Origin of the sequence: Bacteroides sp. CACC 737 (assembly GCF_013874375.1) — a bacterium.
GTDB classification, from domain to species: Bacteria; Bacteroidota; Bacteroidia; order Bacteroidales; family Bacteroidaceae; genus Bacteroides; species Bacteroides uniformis.
Genome location: NZ_CP059408.1, coordinates 2,094,683 through 2,115,225, shown reverse-complemented (window position 1 = coordinate 2,115,225; position 20,543 = coordinate 2,094,683). Strand labels below are relative to the sequence as shown.

Here is a 20,543-nt window from a genome sequence, read left to right as displayed (position 1 = left end):
TTTATTGGAGAACCGGGACGGTACGTATGGGCATAAAAAAAGGAGTACCGCTGTACTCCAACCTTTGTTAACCTTAAATCTAATACTATGAAAAACACATTGCAAAGGTACGGACTTTTTCGACATTTGCAAGAGTGTCGGGGCATAAAATGTGTATTTGTAACACTTATTATATTTTATGCCTTTGTACTACATCTTTTTTTAAACTTGAGGCGCGTTGCTGAAACATAAATTTGCATCTGTTTTGCTTCCACACTTCCATCCACCTCCTGCATCTCCCTATCCATCGGCATTTACCCTGCGGTGGAAGCAACCTGAAAAGGTGGAAGCAAAATTTGCTTCCACCTGCCGAAAACGTCTGAGTTTTGTCGTAACTTATTGTTCTTTAATATAATACCGCGCGTGGGTTACATAAATCGGTCAGTGTAGTTTTCCTGCATTTTCGAGTTTGCCCGACTATGAATAGTGGAGTCTGATGTCTTTTAAGTTGCTGTACAATACGTTTGCACCTTGTGCGCAATAGGCGCGGGCTACGTACTTCATCTGTAAAAGCCTTGGAGTTAGTGACGCCTAACGGCCATGAACAACCCTGCTTATGGTCGTTAAACGATTGCTTCATGGCCATTAGCAGAGCTGTTCATGGCCGTTAGGCGTTATTAATTCCCTATGCAACAGTGGACATACTTACTTACGTAACTTCAATAATGCATTTATGAGGGTAAGATGTTGGAATGTAGAATGATATATTGGAAATGATGAGGTGTTTTTTAAACGTTCGTTTAATGAACGCAAAGATAAGCCGTATTTTTTGAACTAACAAAATGTTTAATAAAAATATTTCCAAAGTGTTTCCTGCTTTATTATAATATGCTGAATAACAGTAGTATATATCTAACATTTGACATCTTAAAGTTCTGTTCCTTTTTAACTTTTATGCCTCTACTTATTTTCTTAAAAATAGACGTTCATTAAACGAACGTTTATTGGACACTTATATGAGTCTAATATCTTCTTTAATAGCTTATTATCATTGCAAAAGTGTGCAATACGGTTTGGGTGAGAAAATGTCTCGTTCAAACCGCGAAGCGCACCCGGAACTGAGCTGATTCATTCGAAAGGAAATCCCTAAGTGACTGAACAACAGAAATATTGGTTTGCAGCCCGCACCCGTGACAAGCAGGAATTCACAGTCCGGAAATCTCTGGACCGACTCAAATCGGAAGAGCATTTGGATTTTGACTATTATCTTCCCACGCGTTTTGTCATTTCTCAATTGAAATATCGCCGTAAGCGTAGCGAAGTTCCGGTAATCCGTAATCTGGTGTTTGTTCATTCCTCCAAGCAGACAGCCTGCGATATTTCCAACATTTATAATGTCCCCCTTTTTTATATGAAGGATCTTGCCACGCATTCCATGCTAGTGGTACCGGATAAGCAAATGGAGGACTTTATGTTCGTGATGGATCTGAATCCTGACGGTGTCAGCCTTGATAGCGAAATTCTTACTGTTGGGCATAAAGTAAAAGTTATCAAAGGCGAACTCAGCGGTATTGAAGGTGAAGTTGCCGTCGAAGCCAATAAAACATACGTCGTCATCCGTATTAAAGACCTTTTGACTGCAAGTATCAAAGTCCCTAAATCCTATCTGAAAATAATCGGGTGACTTCTAAATAAATATAATCTTATATTTTAATCATATATCATAATAATGAATGATTTAACTTCCCGTGCTCTTGAGCTTCAGCATGCAGCTCATGAGCTGATGTATCTTGGTATGGACGGTGAGCCGGTCTATTCCGACACTTTTTGCCGGTTGAATAAGGAAGTGCTTGTTAAGTCTGATTCTCTTTTTTCTGCTCAGAGTTCCGATGTTGAAGAAGAGGCGAATTTGTGTCTGGCTCTTTTGATGGGGTATAATGCTACCATTTATGATGATGGGGATAAGGAGCAAAAGAAACAAATGGTATTGAATCGGATTTGTCATGTTTTGGAGCAGTTGCCTGCTTCTTTGCTTAAAGTTCGACTACTGACTTATACATATGGGGAGGTTTATGAAGAGGTCTTGTTTCAAGAAGCCTATGCGATTATTGAAGGTTGGAACAAAGATAATTTGACTTCGGAACAAACTGCAATCATCGAAGAATTGAAAAATATCGAAGAGAATCCATATCCATTTGAGGTAGTGGAATGTAAGCCGTAGAGCCCATTGTGTTTTTTCCTTCCTTTGAGAATATAAGCAAAACTATGGTTTAATATTTTGGTTATTAGGTAATAAACAAAAAGCAAAAAAGTTTAATACAATAGTGACGACAGAGCAAAATCTAGATAAACGCCGTATTGCTAAAAATACTTTGCTGCTCTATGTCCGTATGTTTTTAATGATACTTATTGGCTTGTATACCAGTAGAGTTATATTGAAAACATTGGGAGTCTCAGATTATGGAGTGTACAATGTCGTTGGGGGCATGGTCTCCATGTTCGCTTTTCTGAATTCTGCTATGGTTGCTGCTTCACAAAGGTTTATCTCGTATGAATTGGGACGTGGAGACAAGGAAAGGCTGAATCTTGTATTTTGTACGTCAATAAATATCCATATAATTATAGCGGTCATCATTTTTCTATTGGCTGAAACTATCGGATTATGGTTTGTCAATACTCAGTTGGTAATTGATGCGGATAGAATGGTGGCTGCCAATTGGGTCTATCAGTTTTCTGTATTGACTTTTATGGTAACTGTGTTAAGTGTCCCTTATAATTCATGTATAGTTGCGCACGAGCATATGAGGGCGTTTGCTTATATAGGTATTGTTGACGCATGTTTGAGGTTGGCAGTGGTATTCTTATTATTAGCCTTCCCCTATGATAAACTGATATTTTATGCTTTTGGTGTTTTTGCTGTAAGTATTGCAGTTCGTATTCTTTATAGTTTCTATTGTAAAAGGCATTTTGAGGAGTGTACATACAGTTTTATGATGGACGGGGGATTACTGAAAAGGATGTTTTCTTTTGCTGGATGGAGTGTTTTGGGTAATTTAGGCTTTTCATTCAAGGATCAGGGATCAAATATCATTCTTAATTTGTTCTATGGTACTCCTATCAATGCGGCAAGGGGCATAGCTATGCAGGTGAGTGGCTTGGTCTCCACTTTTTCATCTAATTTTTCAATGGCTTTGTTTCCTCAAATAACCAAGCAATATGCCGGTGGAAATGTAGAAAACTGTTTGGATCTGGTATATTCCGGTGCACGATATACTTTTTATTTATTAGCTCTGATTTCCATTCCATTTTTAATAAATGTGGATTATGTACTGATGTTATGGTTAGGGAATGTACCTGAATATACTTCTATATTTTTGATAATATCTATGGTTGTATCTATTCTTTATACGGTTACCGGTACAGTGACTACTGCTTTGCAGGCAACTGGAGAGATTAAGTGGTTTCAGATAGGTATATGTGTTATCATGTTGTCGGAATTACCTATTGGTTATATCCTTTTGTCATATGGTTATCCACCTTATTATGCATTATGTCCTGGCATCTTAACTGGTATAATTGCTATTTTTTTCCGTATTTTTCTCTTAAAAAGATATATACCAGAATGCAATATATCACATTATTTATTTGCAGTATTTGCTCGTAGTATGGCTATTGGAATTACAACTTGGATAATTTGTAACTATATCCATAGCTTTTTTCCAGATACATTCTTTACTGTTATTTTTACTTCGTTGATTTCAGTGGTTATTCTTTTAGTGCTTGTTTTTTCTTTTGGCTTGTCATCTGTTGAGCGTAGCATGATAAAGCGGAAGGTGGAGTTGGTAATTCATCGGATATACAAGTGAGTTTATTATGTTATGGGCCATTTGGTGTTATTAAAATTTAGAAAATGAATATAGCAATTGTCGGCACCGGTTATGTAGGTCTGGTGTCAGGAACATGTTTTGCAGAAATGGGCGTTCATGTCACCTGTGTGGATGTGAACGAAGAAAAGATTAATGCGCTTATCAGTGGACAAATTCCTATCTATGAGCCGGGACTTGATGAAATGGTCTTGCGCAATTACCGGGAGGGGCGTTTGAACTTTACTACAGACCTGACCTCAGTGCTTGATGATGTGGATATTGTCTTTAGTGCCGTAGGCACGCCTCCGGATGAAGATGGTAGTGCTGATCTTCAATATGTACTTGCCGTAGCACGTCAGTTTGGGCAAAATATAAAAAAATATACGGTATTGGTAACTAAGTCTACGGTTCCCGTTGGTACTGCTAAAAAGGTGAAAGCTGTTATTGAAGAAGAGTTGCAGCAACGAGGGGTAGAGATATCTTTTGATGTAGCAAGTAATCCGGAATTTTTGAAAGAAGGCGCTGCAATCAAGGACTTTATGAGTCCTGACCGTGTAGTGGTAGGTGTAGAGAGCGAAAGGGCCAAAGAAATGATGACTAGACTTTACCGTCCTTTTCTGCTCAATAACTTTCGTGTCATTTTTACCGATATTCCTTCTGCGGAAATGATAAAGTATGCGGCTAATTCTATGCTTGCTACCCGTATCAGCTTCATGAACGACATCGCCAATCTTTGTGAGTTGGTGGGTGCCGACGTGAATATGGTTCGTAAGGGTATAGGTAGTGATAGCCGTATTGGCAGCAAATTCCTTTATCCGGGTTGTGGATATGGTGGTAGCTGTTTCCCAAAAGACGTAAAAGCGCTTATAAAGACTGCAGAAAAGAATGGCTATTCAATGAAAGTTCTAAAAGCTGTGGAAGAAGTGAATGAGAAACAAAAGTCTGTACTTTTTAATAAACTTCATGACTTTTATCAAGGTGACTTGCAAGGTCGTACCATTGCCTTATGGGGGCTTGCTTTTAAACCTGAGACAGACGATATGCGTGAGGCTACTTCTTTGGTAACAATTACGTTGTTGTTGGAAGCGGGTTGCAAGGTTAGAGTCTATGACCCAGTTGCTATGGATGAATGTAGACGCCGTATCGGTGATGTGGTAACTTATGCTAATGATATGTATGATACGGTAGTTGATGCGGATGCATTATTGTTATTAACAGAGTGGAAACAATTTCGTTTGCCTTCTTGGGAAGTTATTAAAAGGAGTATGAAATACTCTTTGGTGATTGACGGACGAAATATCTATGATGTTGAAGAAATGAATAGATTAGGTGTTGAATATAAGTGTATTGGGAAATAATGGATTGTAATACAATAAATTATAGTATCATAATTCCTCATAAAAATATCCCAGAACTCCTTCAGCGTTGCTTAGATTCCATACCTCGTCGTGTAGATCTTCAGATTATTGTAGTAGATGATAATAGCGATTTGGATAAGGTTGATTTTTCGCATTTTCCAGGGATGAATGAGGAGTGTGTAGAAGTATATTTTACTAAAGAGGGTAAAGGCGCAGGATATGCTAGAAATATAGGATTACAACATGCTGTAGGAAAGTGGTTGATATTTGCTGATGCTGATGATTTCTTTAATTGTGGTTTTTTATATAGTATTGATAAATATAGAGATTCTTTATATGATATTATCTATTTTGGAGTGAATAGTGTATTTTCAGATAGTTTGAAAATTACTAATAGAGGTGAGAGAGTTAATGAATTTGTAGAGAGAGCAATATTGACTAATGATTTTAATCCGCTTCGTTTTAAACTGTATGGTCCGATGTCTAAGATGATAGCAAGAAGATTGGTTGTGGAAAATTCTTTATATTTTGAGGAGCGTACTGTTGCAAATGATATATGGTTTTCTATTACATCTGGTTTTTATGCGCAAAAAGTGATTGCTGATAGGACTATGATTTATTGTCTTACAGTACGTAAAGGTTCATTAGAATTGTTTGTGAATAAAGAACGATGTGACGAAAGATTAGCTGCTGCTTTTAGAATAAATGATTTTTTGAAAGGTAGGGGGCTTTTGAGATATAGATTTAATGTCTGTGTGTTTTTAAAATTTTATTCAAATTTTGGTTTAGTGGTGTTATTGTCTCGCTTTATGTGCATTTGTCAACACTATCAGGGAGCTTATTTATTGTTTATGGAGGATCTTCTAGAATGTTTTTTGAAACTATTCAAGAAAAGAAAAGCGGGATTCAAACACGTGATTGGTAAAAATTAGTTGTATGAGAATCTCTAAAACCAGAATAAGTCGTATATCATTATATTTAGTATCTTTTATAATGCTTTGTTCCATGAAACCTTGGTTTGTATGGAATAGTCCTATTATCTTGTATATTCTGGTTGTGTTATTTATATTAACTCGATTGATTTTTGTACGAAGCATCAATAAAAAGTATTGTTTCTTATTGATACTTTGTTTTATAGTGTATACAGTTGTCGATGTTCCTCATATCAATGATGTAAAGCGATTTGTAGAGTATATTTTTAGACATTTAATTTGTGTTTCATTGGTTATATTATTCTTGTCTGAAGAAAGAGCTTCATTGATAAAAATATTTATAAATCTTTATGCTGGGGTTCTTTTACTTTCTTTAATAATATATTTTATAGTGATATTGGGGGTGCCAGTTTACTCTTATGAAGTTCCTATTAGTGATCCATATTATTCATGGGGATTTAGAAATTGTTTGTTTTTGATACTCCCTATGCCTTCATTACCATATTATCGATTTCAATCAATTTTTTTAGAACCAGGTCATGTTGGTATGATTTCATCTTTAATATTATATACAATAAGGTATAATATTAAATCATGGCAAGGTATAATTATTTTGTTGTCTTCATTATTGTCAATGTCATTAGCTTCATATATGCTGTTATTTTTAGGGATGATTATTTATAAATTGTCTTTGGGGAATTTTTTTAAAACTATCACTCTGTTTTTAATGATAATAATGACATGTACTCTGATTTATAGTTTTCTCCCAAATTCGTATTTTTCTCAAGCTATATTGCTTAGATTGGAATATGATAAGGATAAGGGGTTTATAGGAAATAATCGGACAACAGAGGGCTTTGAGTATTATTATGATAACAAATTTTATAAAACAGAGTCTGTTCTTTGGGGTATTGGTAGTGACCTTGGTGATATTTCTGATAAAGGTGGTAACAGTTCATATAAAGTTTTTATTGTTCAACATGGCATTTTGGGACTTGTACTATTAGCACTCTTTTTTGTTACTATTGCTTTGTATTCTAAATCTCCATTTATTAAAGGTTTATTATTGTTGTATGCTGCTTCTTTTTGGCAGAGACCGTATGCATTATGGGAGGTCGAATTATTTCTTTTTATCTCAATTGCATTGTTGGTGAAGCAGAATGAAACATATAATTTATGTGCTAAATATCCAATTGCAACATTTTGTGTTAATTCTTGATAAACTTAACGTTCATAATTCTAATTACAAAATGTATAATTCTTATATAGTAGTTTTTTTGCTTATTACAGAAATGAATCAGTATTAAAATTTGTATAGGATTGTTTTTATAGGAACTTTTATAGAGCTATCAGTAATATAGAAATTATAAGTGAATATTGTTTGCAATTATTGGGACGGTAATTTTTGAAGATAATTATCTTGTTTATTTATAGAAGAAGATTTTTTAAAAGTAGTTTTTATATGATACCACTAGTGTTCCGTTAAATTTTCGTTCATGTCATTTTTGAGAAAATTAAAATCGTAACTATTTGATATTTAGGGAATAATAATTTCTATAGACTGAGTATTATTGTAATCTTCATTTCAAATCCATCTGCTTTATATGTGACTTTAATTTATTGAATATCAATAATATAAGAAATGTGAGACTGATTTTAACGGAATACTAGTGATCTGATACATTAAAATTGGATACTAAAATATGATATCTTATGCTTGTTACTATCGCTATTCCTGTTTATAATGGAGAAAGTTATCTGAGAGATGCAATACAATCTGTAGTAAATCAAACTTTTCAAGACTGGGAGTTATATCTCATAAACGATGGGAGTACTGATAACTCTTTAGCTATTATGCAAGAGTATGCTTTGAATGATATTCGAATTAAAGTGATAGATGATGGACAAAACAAGGGCTTGGTTACTCGATTGAATCAATCAATAGAGACGGCTATAGGTAAGTATTATGCTCGAATGGATGCAGATGATATCATGTATGTTACTCGTATTGAAGAACAAGTAAGGTTTTTGGAATCTCATCCTGATGTAGATGTATTAGGTACTTCTATTATGATAATTGATAATGAGAATAATATTGTGGGGTCTAATATGCATGATGGAAAGGTTAATGCTTTTATTCATCCTACAGTGATGGGGAAGTCGGAGTGGTTTAGGGCTAACCCCTATTGTGGTTGGGCATTAAGGGCTGAAGATATGGAATTATGGAGTAGAACAGCTTCTAAAAGTAATTTTTGGGCCTTAGATAAGCCTCTTTTATTCTATAGGGAGTTTGGTGTGCCTGTAACAAAGAAATATATTCAAACGCAAAAAACTTTACTTAGAATCTTTTTGCGTTATGAAAAATATGAGAAATCTTGCTTTTGGTGGTTGAAAAATAGTTTGTATGCTGTAGTAAAGATTGTTGCTTATATAATATTTGACCTGTTTGATAAGACAGATATACTGGTTAGTAAAAGACATAGAATGCCATTACCGGGAACAAAATTGTTATCTAAAGAAGATTTGATAAAATCTATTAGTCGTAAATAGTTTAGTAGATGATGCAAAGATATTGCCTAATGTTTCAATAGTAATAATGCTAAAGTAGGTGCTAATTGTGTGGCGGTGGAGGATGTGCCAGATGGGGCAACGGTGGTATTGCCAAAACAAGAATCATAATAAAGAGAACTGAATGAGGAAAAAGTTTATTGTTGTAACGACAATTCCTGCCTCTCTTCGATTTTTTGAAGGGCAATTGAACTTTCTGAATAAAACTTTCGAGGTGATGGCTATATCTTCAGATAAAAAAAACTTAGAAGAAGTTGGGCAGAAAGAGGGGATTTCTGTTCATTGTATTCCAATGCAAAGACCTATATCTTTGTGTAAAGATATAATTAGCTTTTATCGTTTTATTGTGTTTTTTCTGAAGTCTAATCCTTACATAGTACATGGAAATACCCCCAAAGGCGGTTTCTTATCAATGCTTTCAGCAAAAATTACGAATGTTCCTGTACGTATTTATATATGTCATGGACTTCGTTATCAGGGATATGGTGGACTAATGAAAAAATTGCTTCAAATGATGGAGAGGATTTCGTGCGTGTGCGCGACCGAAGTGATATGTGTTTCTGTTGGAGTGAAACAGACATTGTTGGCAGACCATATATGTAAGAAGCAAAAACTGAAAGTTATAGCTTATGGTAGTGCAAATGGTATTAATCTAAATAGATTTGATAAACAAAAAATAGGTACAATAGTTCTTCCTCAAATCTCGAAAGGTGGTTTTGTGTTTTGTTTTGTTGGGCGTATTGTTAAGGATAAAGGGGTGAATGAACTGATTACTGCTTTTGACCGATTATCGACTGAGAATGAAGATGTACATTTGGTTGTGGTAGGCTCGATAGAGAATGAACAAAATCCGATAGCAGAAATTACTAAAAACACGATGCAAGTGAATACTCGTATTCATACCGTTGGTTTTCAACCAGATGTAAGACCATATATGAACCAATCAGATGTATTTGTTTTGCCGTCTTATCGTGAGGGCTTTGGCATGGTGCTTATGGAGGCAGGAGCATTAGGAATTCCGTGTATAACTACTGACATAATAGGTTGTAATGAAATAATCCAAGATGGCGTTAATGGCAAAATAATTCCTCCTTGTGATGAAGAGGCTTTATACCATGCGATGAAGTGGTTCTATGAACATCGTGATGATGAAGTGAAAGAAATGGCAAAGCGCGCTCGCCCTATGATTGTAGAACGTTACGAACAGCGTAAGGTTTGGGAAGCGCTATTGGAAGAGTACCGTTCTTTGGGAAAGTAAGATTTAGTATTGCATAATATAGAAGATAATTTTGGGTAATGTTTACAGAGTAACATTATAAATACATCTAGGTAATAAACCGATTTTAGAGTTAGCTCGATAATTATCTGATGAAGATAAATTCGAGATGAACTGTACAGTCCTTTCGCACATAATTTTATTTTTTTAATCATGTACTCTCATTTTTTTAAAAGAGTGATTGACTTCATCCTTGTGTTTTGTGTGTTGGCTTTGATTTGGCCGATACTCCTTCTTTTTGCCCTATGGTTACATTTTGCCAACAAAGGTGCAGGAGCATTCTTTACTCAGGAGCGTCCGGGAAAAGATGGAAAGATATTCCAAGTGATAAAGTTTAAGACGATGACTGATGAACGGGATACGGATGGTAATCTGCTGCCGGATGCACAGCGTTTGACTAAGGTAGGGCGTTTTGTGCGTTCTACAAGTATTGATGAATTGCCACAACTGATTAATGTATTGAAAGGGGACATGGCTTTGATAGGTCCTCGTCCTTTATTATCTCAATACTTACCGCTTTATAGTAAAGAACAAGCTCGTCGTCATGAAGTCCGTCCGGGGATTACGGGTTGGGCACAAGTGAATGGGCGCAATGCTATCTCTTGGACGAGGAAATTTGAATTGGACGTGTGGTATGTAGACCATTGCTCTTTGAAACTTGATGTGAAAATTTTTTTTCTAACAATTAAGAAAGTGTTTATGAGGGATAGTATTTCCAAGGAAGGTCAAGCTACTACAATTCCATTTGATGGATATAATTAAGTTGATTAATCATGAATGATATTGCTATATATGGTGCAGGTGGTTTCGGTAAAGAGATTGCTTGCTTAATTTATTGGATAAATGAGGTGAAGCCTCAGTGGAATTTGATAGGCTTTTTTGATGATGGAGTAGAATGTGAAACTCAAATATCGCATTATGGTAAAGTGCTAGGAGGAATGGATACCCTCAATTCATGGAATAAGTCTTTGAGTGTGGTTTTTGCAATTGCTAACAATAAAGTACTTCGTAAACTCTCTTCGTTAATAAGCAATACAAATGTTCAGTTTCCTAATATTATAGCCCCTAATATTGTCATAAAAGATGTTGAGACCTTCAAAATAGGGAAAGGAAACATTATACAAGGCGGTTGTGTCGTATCTTGTGATGTAATAATTGGAGACTTTAATATATTCAACGGGGCTGTTGTCTTAGGACATGATGTGAAGATAGGAGATTACAATGTATTAATGCCTTCTGTCAGAATATCCGGTGAAGTGGTGATGGGCGACTGTAATTTCTTTGGAGTGGGTTCCATTGTATTGCAACAACTAAAAATAAAAAATGATACAAAACTTGCTGCCGGAAGTGTGCTTATGACTAAACCTAAAGAAGGAAATGTGTATTTAGGAGTACCGGCGAAAGTATTGAAACTATAGGTGTAAAGATAAGTAATGACTAAAAAAACAGTTTATGGAAATGAAAGAATTTGTGAGCAATTTTGCTGCTCAGTTTGATGAAACAGAAGAAAGTGTATTTACTCCGGAAACTCGCTTTAGAGAGATTGAGGAGTGGTCTTCATTAGTTGCTCTTAGCGTGATTGCCATGGTGGATGAGGAATATGATGTGACTCTAAAAGGAGACGACATTAAAAAATCGGAAACAATAGCGGATATTTATAACACTGTGGCAAGTAAACTTTAATAAGCTTGTTGATAAAAAGAATATGGCTATCATTCATATAAATAATATCCGTATAGCAGGTATTGCAGCTGGTGTTCCAAGAAACATTGTAAAGACTGTATCTACAACAGATAAATATGATGACGAAGCTTACATTGAGTCTGTTGGAGTGAGGGAAAAACGTTTTTCTAATGAATTTACTTCTTCGGATTTATGTGAAGCAGCGGCAAAAAAGCTTATGTGGGATTTGAACTGGGAAAACGAAGACATTGATTTACTGATGCTTGTAACTCAAACTCCGGATTATATATTGCCAGCAACAGCATGTGTGTTGCATGGAAAGTTAGGATTAAAGAAAAGCTGTCTCTGCTTTGACATTAATCTTGGATGTTCGGGATGGGTATATGCAATGTCAGTTGCACTCTCGTTAATGACTTGTGGCAGAATAAAACGTGCTATAGTATTAGCTGGTGATGCACGTAAACAAGTTCCGGAAGAACACGACCAACTTTTTGGATATGCAGGTACTGCTACTGCTCTCGAATATGATGAAAAGGCAAAACCTATCACTATTGATTTGGGAAGTGATGGAACTGGATATGATGCGATAATCCGTCCTGGTGGTGGGGCCCGTAATCCTATAACGCCAGCTTCGTTAGAGTTGCAGGATTGCGAGGATGGACGTAAGCGTCATGCTTGTCAAACGAGAATGAACGGCATGGATGTATTTGCATTCGGGATTACCACTGCTCCTAAATCCATTAAAAAGGTATTTGCAGAGTGTGGTATTACCATGGATGGAGTGGATTATGTATTGTTTCATCAGGCAAACATAAAAATGCTCGAAACTATCAAGAAAAAGTTGAAATTGACGGACGAAAAAGTTCCTTATAGCTTGAGACGGTTTGGCAACACTTCATCAGCATCCATTCCACTTACTGTTGTGACAGAATTGAGGGAACAGCTATATGGAAAAGCAGTTACTTTGGTAGGCTGTGGTTTTGGAGTAGGACTTTCATGGGGGACGATTCTTTTTCATACAGATGAAAATTTAGTGATTTCTGAATTACAAGAACTTTAAAAGTTATGTTGCATTATAATCCTTTTTCTTTAGAGGGAAAAACAATACTTGTCACGGGAGCTTCATCCGGTATAGGAAAAGCTACTGCTACAGAATGTGCCAAGATGGGGGCTAACCTTATTATAACGGCACGCAATGAAGAACGTCTCAATGCTACGTTTGCTGATTTGGATGTGAAGAACGGGCAGGCACACAAGGTTGTGGTAGCTGATTTGCAGGTGGTGGAACAAGTGGAAAATCTGATATCTGAAGCTGGTAAGATAGATGGACTGGTGCTTTGTTCGGGTAAAGGACTGACATTGCCGTTCCAGTTTTCGAGCCGTGATAAGTTTGATGATATTTTTGAGACCAATTTTTATGCTCCTATTGAATTAATGCGCGTGCTTTATAAAAAGAAGCAAATCAATAAAGAGGGGGCTGTCGTGATATTGGCTTCATTGGGTGGAACAGAGGTATTCAGCGGTGGTAACTGTATTTACGGTGCATCGAAGGCTGCCTTGAATTCCATTATGAAATTTTGTGCCAAAGAGTTTGCATCGAGAAAAGTACGTGTAAATAGTATTTGTCCAGGGATGGTTGATACTCCTTTAATTCATAGAGGTACAGTCAGCGAAGAGCAATTACAGGAGGATATGAAACGTTATCCTCTGAAACGTTATGGAGTACCTGAGGACATTGCATATGGTGTGGTGTATTTACTGTCTGATGCCTCCTCGTGGCTGACTGGTCATTCGATGGTGTTGGATGGTGGAGTGTCAATTTAAAGCTAAGAATAAAAATGGATATAAAATGTGAAATAATATCAGTAATTGCTAGAACACTGAATGTTGAAGAATCAGTGATTACTATGGAAATGGCTGCCGGTGATATTGAACAATGGGACTCGATGGGTAACGTGGCTATTCTTACGACTATTGAAAATGAATTAAATGTGGATTTTCCAGTAGAAGACCTTTTTGAGCTAAACACGGTAGGAAGTATTGTAAATAAAGTTATTGAGTTGAAGAATGTGTAGTTTAACACATAGCCAATTACTGCAAGCTATTTATCGGTATTCGGTGCAGAGTGCGGATAAAACGGCTATCATAGCAAAGGGCGTTTCGGTGAGTTATGCATTGCTGTGGAAAAACATACTTGGTGCGGCGGCTTGTCTTCAATCATTGGGATTGGAGAAAGGTGACTGTATTTTACTTTCTGCTTTGAAAGATGTTGAATTTGTATATTTATATTTTGCTGCTCATCTGTTGGGACTGGTTAATGTGATAGTTGACCCGACCTCGAATGAGGAAAGAAAAAAATATATCATTGAAACGGTTCGTCCGAAAAGAGTCTTTGGTCTTAAGGGAGGTATTGGGTATTCTGAGGTTTCTTTGGTGGGAAAACCTGCTGACATCGGACTGCTTTCTGCTCAAGATATAGCTGATATTATGTTCACAACCGGTACTACCGGAAAACCAAAAGGCGTGCTTTTGTCACATGCCAATATTAGTGGCTCTGCCAATAATATTAATCGATATATCGGGAATACAGCCGATGATGTAGAGGTATTGGGTTTACCTATTTGCCATTCGTTTGGTTTGGGTAGATTACGTTGTAATATGTTGTTAGGAGCAACATTTATCTTATTGGGTAGTTTTGCTAATCTAAAGTTATTGTTTAACACGATGGAACAATATCATGTGACAGGGATAGGCATGGTACCTGCTGTATGGGAGTATATCAAGAAATTGAGTGGAAATGTTTTTGGAAAGTTTGCAAGTCAGATGAGTTATATTGAAATTGGTAGTGCGGCAATGAGTGTGGAGAACAAGCGGTTACTGATGGAAATGTTTCCAAACACTCGTATTTGTATGCATTACGGATTGACAGAGGCATCCCGTTCACTCTTTATGGAATTTCATGAATATGCTGACGATTTGGTTACTATCGGAAAGCCTGTAACAAAGGAGGTGGATGTGAAAATCTTCAGTGATGAAGGTCTGGAACTTCCGATAGGAGAATCCGGTGAATTGTGCATAAAGGGGAATATGGTGATGAAGTCTTATCTGGTGGACGGTGATACTGTAGATTCTTTTTGGGGAGAATATTTCCGCACAGGTGATTATGCATATAAATCGGAAAATGAAAATTTCTATTTGGTGAGCCGTAAAAAAGAGATGATTAATGTCGGTGGTAAGAAAGTGAGTCCTATTGAAATAGAGGATGCAATTATAGCTTTGGGAGGTGTATCGGACTGTATTTGTGTTGCAATGAAAGATCCAAGAGGATTGGTTGGTGAGGTGCCTAAAGTATATGTACTAAGGGAGGGAACTACCAAATCTTTAGAAGAAATCGATACATTGTTGGGAAACAAAATTGAGAATTATAAAATGCCGGTGAAGTTTGAATGGATTGATAAAATTCCAATGACTTCATCGGGAAAAAAACAACGATTAGCTTTATGTCACAATTGACAATCAGAAATGTGAGAATAGCAGGAATGGCAGCTTGTGTCCCATCACGGGTAGAAGAAAATTTGTCACTTCCTATTTTCAAGGATGAAAGTGAAGCAAAGAAAGTTATGGCATCGACTGGCATCGAAAGGCGACGAGTGGTACAATTAGGAACGACAGCATCTGATCTTACAGTAGCTGCTGTTCATCGGATATTGACCGATTTGAGTTGGGAGATTTCAGAAGTGGATTGCTTGATTTATGTATGTACATCTCGTGATTTTATTGCTCCACAAACAGCATGTATCCTTCAAAACCGCTTGGGATTACGTAACGATTGTTACGTAATGGACTTACCTTTAGGGTGCTCAGGATGGATTTATGGGATTAGTGTGATAGGCTCTTTAATGTCACATGGCTCTTTTAAAAAAGGTTTGTTGATTGCAGCTGAGACAAATTCCATCAACCGAAATTCTAAAGATAGGACGGTTAAACCTTTGTTTGGCGACGCTGCCACGGTAACAGCATTTGAATATGATGCTTCATTCGGCAAACCTTTTAATTTTGTATTTGGAGTGGATGGTTCTGGCTATCAGGCTGTGTGGACAAAGTATGGAGGAATGCGATATCCGACAACTGTTGAAGCGGTTGTTGAAAAGGAAATAGAACCGGGCATTGTCCGCAAGGGAACTGATATGATAGTCAATGGTATGGATGTGTTTGCGTTTGCTATCAAGACACCGCCTCGTTCGTTGAAAGAACTTATAGAGGCTTATCATATCAATGTGGATGAAATAGATTATCTCTATTTACATCAAGCAAATAAATTCATTGACGAGAAGATTCGCAAATCGGTGAAGATACCTGCAGAGAAAGTTCCTTATTGCTTGGAAGATTTCGGCAATGTGACAAGTGCCTCCATTCCTTTGACCATGGTTACCCGTACTGCAGAAGCATTATGTAACAAAAAGAACCATTGCTTGGCTTGTGGATTTGGGGTAGGACTTGCTTGGGCATGTATGGAGTTTAATGTGGATAATATTGTTGTTTCTGAATTGGTGGAATACTAAGAAAAATTGGCATATGAATGCAATAGTAAGGAAGTTGAAATTATATCGTATATCAACAGTATTGAATTATTGTCGAAATAGTTGGGATAATAGTGCATTTGTCATAAAACAATGTCCTTCAAAAAGTAGATTCAGTGTATTTGTTGATTTATTATATTGGTATATTTTTTATGGTAATGATTTTAATGACTATTGTACTTTTACATTTTGGAATAAATCAATAGCTGAACGAAAAGCATATATATCATTGCGCAGAAATGATGTTCTAAGATATACTTTTAGTACTCCAGAAGTGTATGAATTGTTTCTTGATAAAGCTAAATTTAATCAACGATTTCGGAAATATATAAATAGGGGATGGTTAACAACAGTAAATAAGAGCTGGGATGAAATTGTGAAATTTATAATTCAATATAGAGATGTTATTGCTAAACCTTTAAAAGATTACGGAGGGCATGGTGTATTTAGAATATGTACTTCTTCTGATAACTATAAATATGTACTAGATATTTTGGAGCAAAAGATTATTACTGGAGAACAATTTATAATAGAGGAAATTATAACAAATTGTGAGAAACTAAAGAACTTAGCGCCAGGTTCATTGAATACGATTCGTATTGTTACCGTATTAGATCGGGAAAAACAATTACACATACTGGCCGCATTATTGCGTATGGGCAATGGGGTTGCATTAACTGATAATTATCATGATGGTGGTATGGCTTGTGTGATAGACTCTGAAAAAAGCATTTTGAAAGGTGATGCTTATGGCATGAACTGTGCAAGATATGAGGTTCATCCTTATTCTCATATTAAATTTGATGGTTTTATTATTCCACATTTTGATGAATGTATCTCAATTATAAAAGAAATTGTTTATTATGAACCTGATGCAAGATACGTTGGATGGGATTTAGCTATAGCTCAAAATGGGATAGAGTTGTTAGAAGGTAATATTCCTCCAGGAGAAGATATAACTCAAATTGCATCTGGATGTGGTTTATGGTATAAAATGCAAGCGTGGAAATAGTATATGAACTAATAATTATATGGATATGCAATATATAAAATTGAATAATGGTATTGAAATGCCACAAATTGGTCTAGGAACATTTCTTATACCGAAGGATAAGCTGGAGGATACTCTGATAAAAGCCTATGACATGGGTTACAGACAGTTTGATACAGCTTGGAGATATTATAACGAGGCTGATATTGCTCGGATTTTCAAAAAACATGGTATCAAGCGTGAAGATGTGTTTATTACTACAAAAGTGAATATTGATGCGCTTTACTGTGGAGGATATAAGTATGGAATTCATAGAATTCTTAATCGAAGGAATAATGTCAGTATTGAACAAGCTGTTCAAAAATCTTTTGATAACCTTGATACGGAATATATAGACTTGTTCTTGATTCATAATCCTTGGAAAATATTCATGGATATGTGGAAGGTTCTTGAGAAATTCTATAAAGAGGGAAGAATCAGGGCTATTGGGGTTTCCAATTTTCTGCAGCCACATATTGAAGCTTTGAGTGAGATTTCGGATGTTGTTCCTGCTGTGAATCAAATAGAAATTAGTCCGTTAAACGCTCAGATTGAGTTAATAAAATATTGTCAGGATAGGGGAATTGCAGTTGAATCTATGTCGACATTTAGCCATTTCCGTTCAGTAGAACCAAGACTGGAGATTATTGAACATCCTTTGATTTTGGCAATCGCAAAAAAACATGGTAAGAGCACCGTTCAAGTAGTCCTGCGCTGGCTTATTCAAAGGGGGATTATTGTGATTCCTAAAACTTGGAATGTAGTTCATTTGAAAGAAAATATTTCGATTTTAGACTTTGAACTGAGTGTCGATGAAATGGCTGATATTACTTCCTTGAATAAAGGTAAGTGCTTGAATTATAATTCATTTGTTGCACAAAGAGGTCTGCCTAAAAAATATAGAAATTGGGAAGGGTTTAAAAATCCTGATAATTTTACGGATATGTTCAACAATTTTCCAGCATGGAGGAAATGGTTATCAATTTATTGATAATATATTTTTAATTATAGAAGATTGTACTGATAGTCGGTGATTCAATATGTATCGGGTGTTAATTGTGATGTATATTGATTTTGCTCAATATCCTTAATATAATGCTAATCGTAAAATCCATTATCAATACTGTTTTAGAATCAAGAACATATATTCTTGAAGTTAGCAGAACTGAATTCTGGATTGTCGATCCTGGGGATATTGAACAAATTATGGAGACTGCGGGTGACGGCAAAGTGCTGAAGGGTATTCTGTTGACACACATTCACTATGATCATATCTATGGATTGCCTGCTTTAATACGGATATTTCCTGGTGCAATAATCTATACTAACGAAGCAGGTGTAGAGGCTTTGGCTTCCGCAAAACTGAATCTATCTAAATACCATGATAAACCAATAATATATTCAGGAAAGAATATTAAAGTTGTTCGTGAAGAAGATTCCATTACCTTATTAGATGGGATAAATGCAAAGGTAATAGAAACGCCAGGGCACAGTCCAACTTGCATTACTTATCTCATAGGGAGCTATGTTTTTTCTGGGGATTCATATATACCGGGATATAATGTTGTAACTAATCTTCCCAATGGAAATAAGAAGGAGGCGGATAAATCGAAAGCACTAATAATTCGATTGGCTGAGTCTCGGATATTATGTCCAGGACATCTTGAGAAAGTAACCCTTGCTAAAAAAGAAGCAATTATATAGTTTTAGATATGAAACGGCTTTGGAAAAAGCTCTGTAAAATCTTTGTTTTTTTGCTAATTCCATATTATGTAAAAAGAGAGATATCTTCATAATATTCATTGCACTTCTTTGAAAAGAAATTCATTTATAACTTTATGGACAAACGAATATATCTTTGCCTCGCTCACATGAGCGGCAAGGAGATGGGCTTCATACAAGAAGCCTTTGATACCAACTGGGTTGTTCCTCTCGGACCGAATGTGAATGCCTTCGAGCAGGATTTGGAATGCTTTGTGGGGCAGAATAAAAAGGTGGTGGCTTTAAGTGCCGGTACTGCCGCTGTGCATCTGGCCTTGCTTGCTTGCGGAGTTAGTCAGGGTGACGAAGTGATAGTACAGAGCTTCACTTTTTGTGCCTCTTCCCATCCGGTGACCTACCTCGGTGCCACTCCGGTATTTGTGGATTCTGAGGCTGATACTTGGAACATGGACCCGCTTCTTCTGGAGCAGGCTATCAGGGACCGTATCGACAAGATCGGCCGAAAGCCCAAAGCGATTGTTCCGGTGGCTTTGTATGGGATGCCCTACAAGATAGACCAAATTATGTCGGTGGCAGATAAATATGATATTCCGGTCATAGAGGATGCCGCCGAAGGCTTTGGAAGCAAGTTTGACGGGCAAGTTCTTGGAACTTTTGGCAAATATGGTGTGCTTTCTTTCAATGGCAACAAGATGATAACCACCAGTGGTGGCGGTGCTTTGATTTGCCCTGATGAAGAGTCCAAACGTGAGATAATGTTCTATGCTACCCAGGCCCGTGAGTCCTATCCCTACTACCAGCATGAGCGTATAGGCTATAATTATAGGATGAGTAACATTTGTGCGGGAATCGGCCGCGGTCAGATGACGGTGGTGGATGAGCACATAGCGCACCATAAGCATCTGTGCGGTCTGTATCGTGAGCTGTTGGCGGATGTGGAGGGAATCACGCTTCATGAGAATCCTTCCGGACGTTATGACAGCAATTATTGGCTGAACACGGTACTGCTTGACGGGAATCTGCATGTGAGAGGTGAGGAGGATGCCTACCGTGAGACAGTGAAAGGTGCCGTTGGTGGTGCCGCGGGTGTTACGCATGAGTCAATGAGTGCCCATACCTCTTGTGAGCCCAACCGTAATGTGGAAGCCATGCGTATTTGCTTGGACAGAGCCGGTATCGAGAGCCGTCCCTTATGGAAGCCTATGCATCTCCAGCCGGTTTATGCAGCTAATCCTGCCTATGTGAATGGTGTCAGTGAGGGTTTGTTCAGGCGTGGTCTTTGCTTGCCGAGTGGTCCTTATGTGACGGATGAGGATGTGAGATACATAGTGAATGAAATGAAGGAGAGTATACTATGAAATCTACATAGTATCAATTTTTTATGAACTAATTTCAGAAAACAGCTTCAGTGGGGCTGTTTTCTTTGTTTATAGGCATATTTGAGATGGGTACCGAGAATCTTCTCTGACTTCGGGGGATATCCATAATGTGATCTTCTGTGATAGAGAGCCATAGTTGTGTGTTGCCACTCTTATTTGAATAACCGTTC

Annotated in this window: 20 protein-coding genes; all 20 read left to right on the top strand. The window is 36.8% G+C overall.

All coding sequences use genetic code 11. From position 1 onward, the window contains the following. Positions 1–1,129 precede the first annotated feature (1,129 nt). Entirely contained in the window at positions 1,130–1,663 is a 534-nt protein-coding gene (locus H1A11_RS09185; protein ID WP_117965293.1) for a UpxY family transcription antiterminator, read from the top strand. A 45-nt stretch (positions 1,664–1,708) separates the two neighbouring features. Beyond that, a complete protein-coding gene (locus H1A11_RS09180) occupies positions 1,709–2,200 on the top strand; it encodes a UpxZ family transcription anti-terminator antagonist (RefSeq protein ID WP_117965285.1) in 492 nt (163 codons plus the stop codon). 103 nt (positions 2,201–2,303) lie between these two features. After that, the gene (locus H1A11_RS09175) at positions 2,304–3,845 is read left to right on the top strand and encodes a lipopolysaccharide biosynthesis protein (RefSeq protein ID WP_117965283.1); all 1,542 of its coding nucleotides are present in this window, start codon (positions 2,304–2,306) and stop codon (positions 3,843–3,845) included. A gap of 44 nt (positions 3,846–3,889) precedes the next feature. After that, a complete protein-coding gene (locus tag H1A11_RS09170; RefSeq protein ID WP_117965281.1) occupies positions 3,890–5,203 on the top strand; it encodes a UDP-glucose/GDP-mannose dehydrogenase family protein in 1,314 nt (437 codons plus the stop codon). Beyond that, positions 5,203–6,135, top strand: coding sequence for a glycosyltransferase family 2 protein (locus H1A11_RS09165; protein WP_117965279.1), 933 nt, complete (start codon positions 5,203–5,205; stop codon positions 6,133–6,135). Before H1A11_RS09170 ends, H1A11_RS09165 begins: the two co-directional genes overlap by 1 nt. Positions 6,136–6,208: 73 nt before the next feature. Then, the gene (locus H1A11_RS09160; RefSeq protein ID WP_138345402.1) at positions 6,209–7,354 is read left to right on the top strand and encodes a hypothetical protein; all 1,146 of its coding nucleotides are present in this window, start codon (positions 6,209–6,211) and stop codon (positions 7,352–7,354) included. 494 nt (positions 7,355–7,848) lie between these two features. Further along, complete coding sequence (locus tag H1A11_RS09155) at positions 7,849–8,685, top strand: glycosyltransferase family 2 protein (protein WP_117965275.1); 837 nt, start codon at positions 7,849–7,851, stop codon at positions 8,683–8,685. A 142-nt stretch (positions 8,686–8,827) separates the two neighbouring features. Next, complete coding sequence (locus H1A11_RS09150; RefSeq protein ID WP_117965273.1) at positions 8,828–9,961, top strand: glycosyltransferase family 4 protein; 1,134 nt, start codon at positions 8,828–8,830, stop codon at positions 9,959–9,961. 171 nt (positions 9,962–10,132) lie between these two features. Next, positions 10,133–10,741, top strand: coding sequence for a sugar transferase (locus H1A11_RS09145; protein WP_181758045.1), 609 nt, complete (start codon positions 10,133–10,135; stop codon positions 10,739–10,741). Positions 10,742–10,752: 11 nt separating this feature from the next. Continuing rightward, positions 10,753–11,397: an acetyltransferase gene (locus H1A11_RS09140; protein ID WP_138346048.1), complete on the top strand. Its 645-nt coding sequence runs from the start codon at positions 10,753–10,755 to the stop codon at positions 11,395–11,397. 34 nt (positions 11,398–11,431) lie between these two features. Continuing rightward, the gene (locus H1A11_RS09135) at positions 11,432–11,662 is read left to right on the top strand and encodes an acyl carrier protein (RefSeq protein WP_117965268.1); all 231 of its coding nucleotides are present in this window, start codon (positions 11,432–11,434) and stop codon (positions 11,660–11,662) included. A 22-nt stretch (positions 11,663–11,684) separates the two neighbouring features. Then, positions 11,685–12,722 (top strand): 3-oxoacyl-ACP synthase III family protein, encoded by a 1,038-nt coding sequence (locus H1A11_RS09130; RefSeq protein WP_117965266.1) that lies wholly within the window; start codon positions 11,685–11,687, stop codon positions 12,720–12,722. A 5-nt stretch (positions 12,723–12,727) separates the two neighbouring features. Beyond that, positions 12,728–13,486 carry an SDR family NAD(P)-dependent oxidoreductase gene (locus tag H1A11_RS09125; protein ID WP_117965264.1) on the top strand — a complete coding sequence of 253 codons (759 nt, stop codon included), beginning with the start codon at positions 12,728–12,730 and terminating at the stop codon, positions 13,484–13,486. 14 nt (positions 13,487–13,500) lie between these two features. Then, entirely contained in the window at positions 13,501–13,737 is a 237-nt protein-coding gene (locus tag H1A11_RS09120) for an acyl carrier protein (protein WP_098032745.1), read from the top strand. Continuing rightward, positions 13,730–15,175: a class I adenylate-forming enzyme family protein gene (locus H1A11_RS09115; protein WP_117991333.1), complete on the top strand. Its 1,446-nt coding sequence runs from the start codon at positions 13,730–13,732 to the stop codon at positions 15,173–15,175. Before H1A11_RS09120 ends, H1A11_RS09115 begins: the two co-directional genes overlap by 8 nt. After that, entirely contained in the window at positions 15,163–16,224 is a 1,062-nt protein-coding gene (locus tag H1A11_RS09110; protein ID WP_117965260.1) for a ketoacyl-ACP synthase III, read from the top strand. The genes H1A11_RS09115 and H1A11_RS09110 overlap by 13 nt, the downstream gene beginning before the upstream one ends. A gap of 13 nt (positions 16,225–16,237) precedes the next feature. After that, positions 16,238–17,254 carry a sugar-transfer associated ATP-grasp domain-containing protein gene (locus tag H1A11_RS09105; RefSeq protein ID WP_171030457.1) on the top strand — a complete coding sequence of 339 codons (1,017 nt, stop codon included), beginning with the start codon at positions 16,238–16,240 and terminating at the stop codon, positions 17,252–17,254. Between the two features lie 19 nt (positions 17,255–17,273). Beyond that, complete coding sequence (locus H1A11_RS09100) at positions 17,274–18,263, top strand: aldo/keto reductase (protein WP_310591133.1); 990 nt, start codon at positions 17,274–17,276, stop codon at positions 18,261–18,263. Positions 18,264–18,367: 104 nt separating this feature from the next. Next, positions 18,368–18,976: an MBL fold metallo-hydrolase gene (locus tag H1A11_RS09095; RefSeq protein ID WP_138346046.1), complete on the top strand. Its 609-nt coding sequence runs from the start codon at positions 18,368–18,370 to the stop codon at positions 18,974–18,976. A gap of 134 nt (positions 18,977–19,110) precedes the next feature. Continuing rightward, positions 19,111–20,352 (top strand): DegT/DnrJ/EryC1/StrS aminotransferase family protein, encoded by a 1,242-nt coding sequence (locus H1A11_RS09090; protein WP_181758044.1) that lies wholly within the window; start codon positions 19,111–19,113, stop codon positions 20,350–20,352. Positions 20,353–20,543 lie beyond the last annotated feature (191 nt).

Coding starts and splice junctions, on each gene's coding strand:
- H1A11_RS09120 (WP_098032745.1), top strand. CDS start 13,501: ATGGATATAAAATGTGAAATAATATCAGTAATTGCTAGAACACTGAAT.
- H1A11_RS09160 (WP_138345402.1), top strand. CDS start 6,209: ATGAAACCTTGGTTTGTATGGAATAGTCCTATTATCTTGTATATTCTG.
- H1A11_RS09150 (WP_117965273.1), top strand. CDS start 8,828: ATGAGGAAAAAGTTTATTGTTGTAACGACAATTCCTGCCTCTCTTCGA.
- H1A11_RS09115 (WP_117991333.1), top strand. CDS start 13,730: ATGTGTAGTTTAACACATAGCCAATTACTGCAAGCTATTTATCGGTAT.
- H1A11_RS09145 (WP_181758045.1), top strand. CDS start 10,133: ATGTACTCTCATTTTTTTAAAAGAGTGATTGACTTCATCCTTGTGTTT.
- H1A11_RS09090 (WP_181758044.1), top strand. CDS start 19,111: ATGGACAAACGAATATATCTTTGCCTCGCTCACATGAGCGGCAAGGAG.
- H1A11_RS09100 (WP_310591133.1), top strand. CDS start 17,274: ATGGATATGCAATATATAAAATTGAATAATGGTATTGAAATGCCACAA.
- H1A11_RS09105 (WP_171030457.1), top strand. CDS start 16,238: ATGAATGCAATAGTAAGGAAGTTGAAATTATATCGTATATCAACAGTA.
- H1A11_RS09140 (WP_138346048.1), top strand. CDS start 10,753: ATGAATGATATTGCTATATATGGTGCAGGTGGTTTCGGTAAAGAGATT.
- H1A11_RS09180 (WP_117965285.1), top strand. CDS start 1,709: ATGAATGATTTAACTTCCCGTGCTCTTGAGCTTCAGCATGCAGCTCAT.
- H1A11_RS09170 (WP_117965281.1), top strand. CDS start 3,890: ATGAATATAGCAATTGTCGGCACCGGTTATGTAGGTCTGGTGTCAGGA.
- H1A11_RS09130 (WP_117965266.1), top strand. CDS start 11,685: ATGGCTATCATTCATATAAATAATATCCGTATAGCAGGTATTGCAGCT.
- H1A11_RS09095 (WP_138346046.1), top strand. CDS start 18,368: ATGCTAATCGTAAAATCCATTATCAATACTGTTTTAGAATCAAGAACA.
- H1A11_RS09110 (WP_117965260.1), top strand. CDS start 15,163: ATGTCACAATTGACAATCAGAAATGTGAGAATAGCAGGAATGGCAGCT.
- H1A11_RS09155 (WP_117965275.1), top strand. CDS start 7,849: ATGCTTGTTACTATCGCTATTCCTGTTTATAATGGAGAAAGTTATCTG.
- H1A11_RS09135 (WP_117965268.1), top strand. CDS start 11,432: ATGGAAATGAAAGAATTTGTGAGCAATTTTGCTGCTCAGTTTGATGAA.
- H1A11_RS09125 (WP_117965264.1), top strand. CDS start 12,728: ATGTTGCATTATAATCCTTTTTCTTTAGAGGGAAAAACAATACTTGTC.
- H1A11_RS09165 (WP_117965279.1), top strand. CDS start 5,203: ATGGATTGTAATACAATAAATTATAGTATCATAATTCCTCATAAAAAT.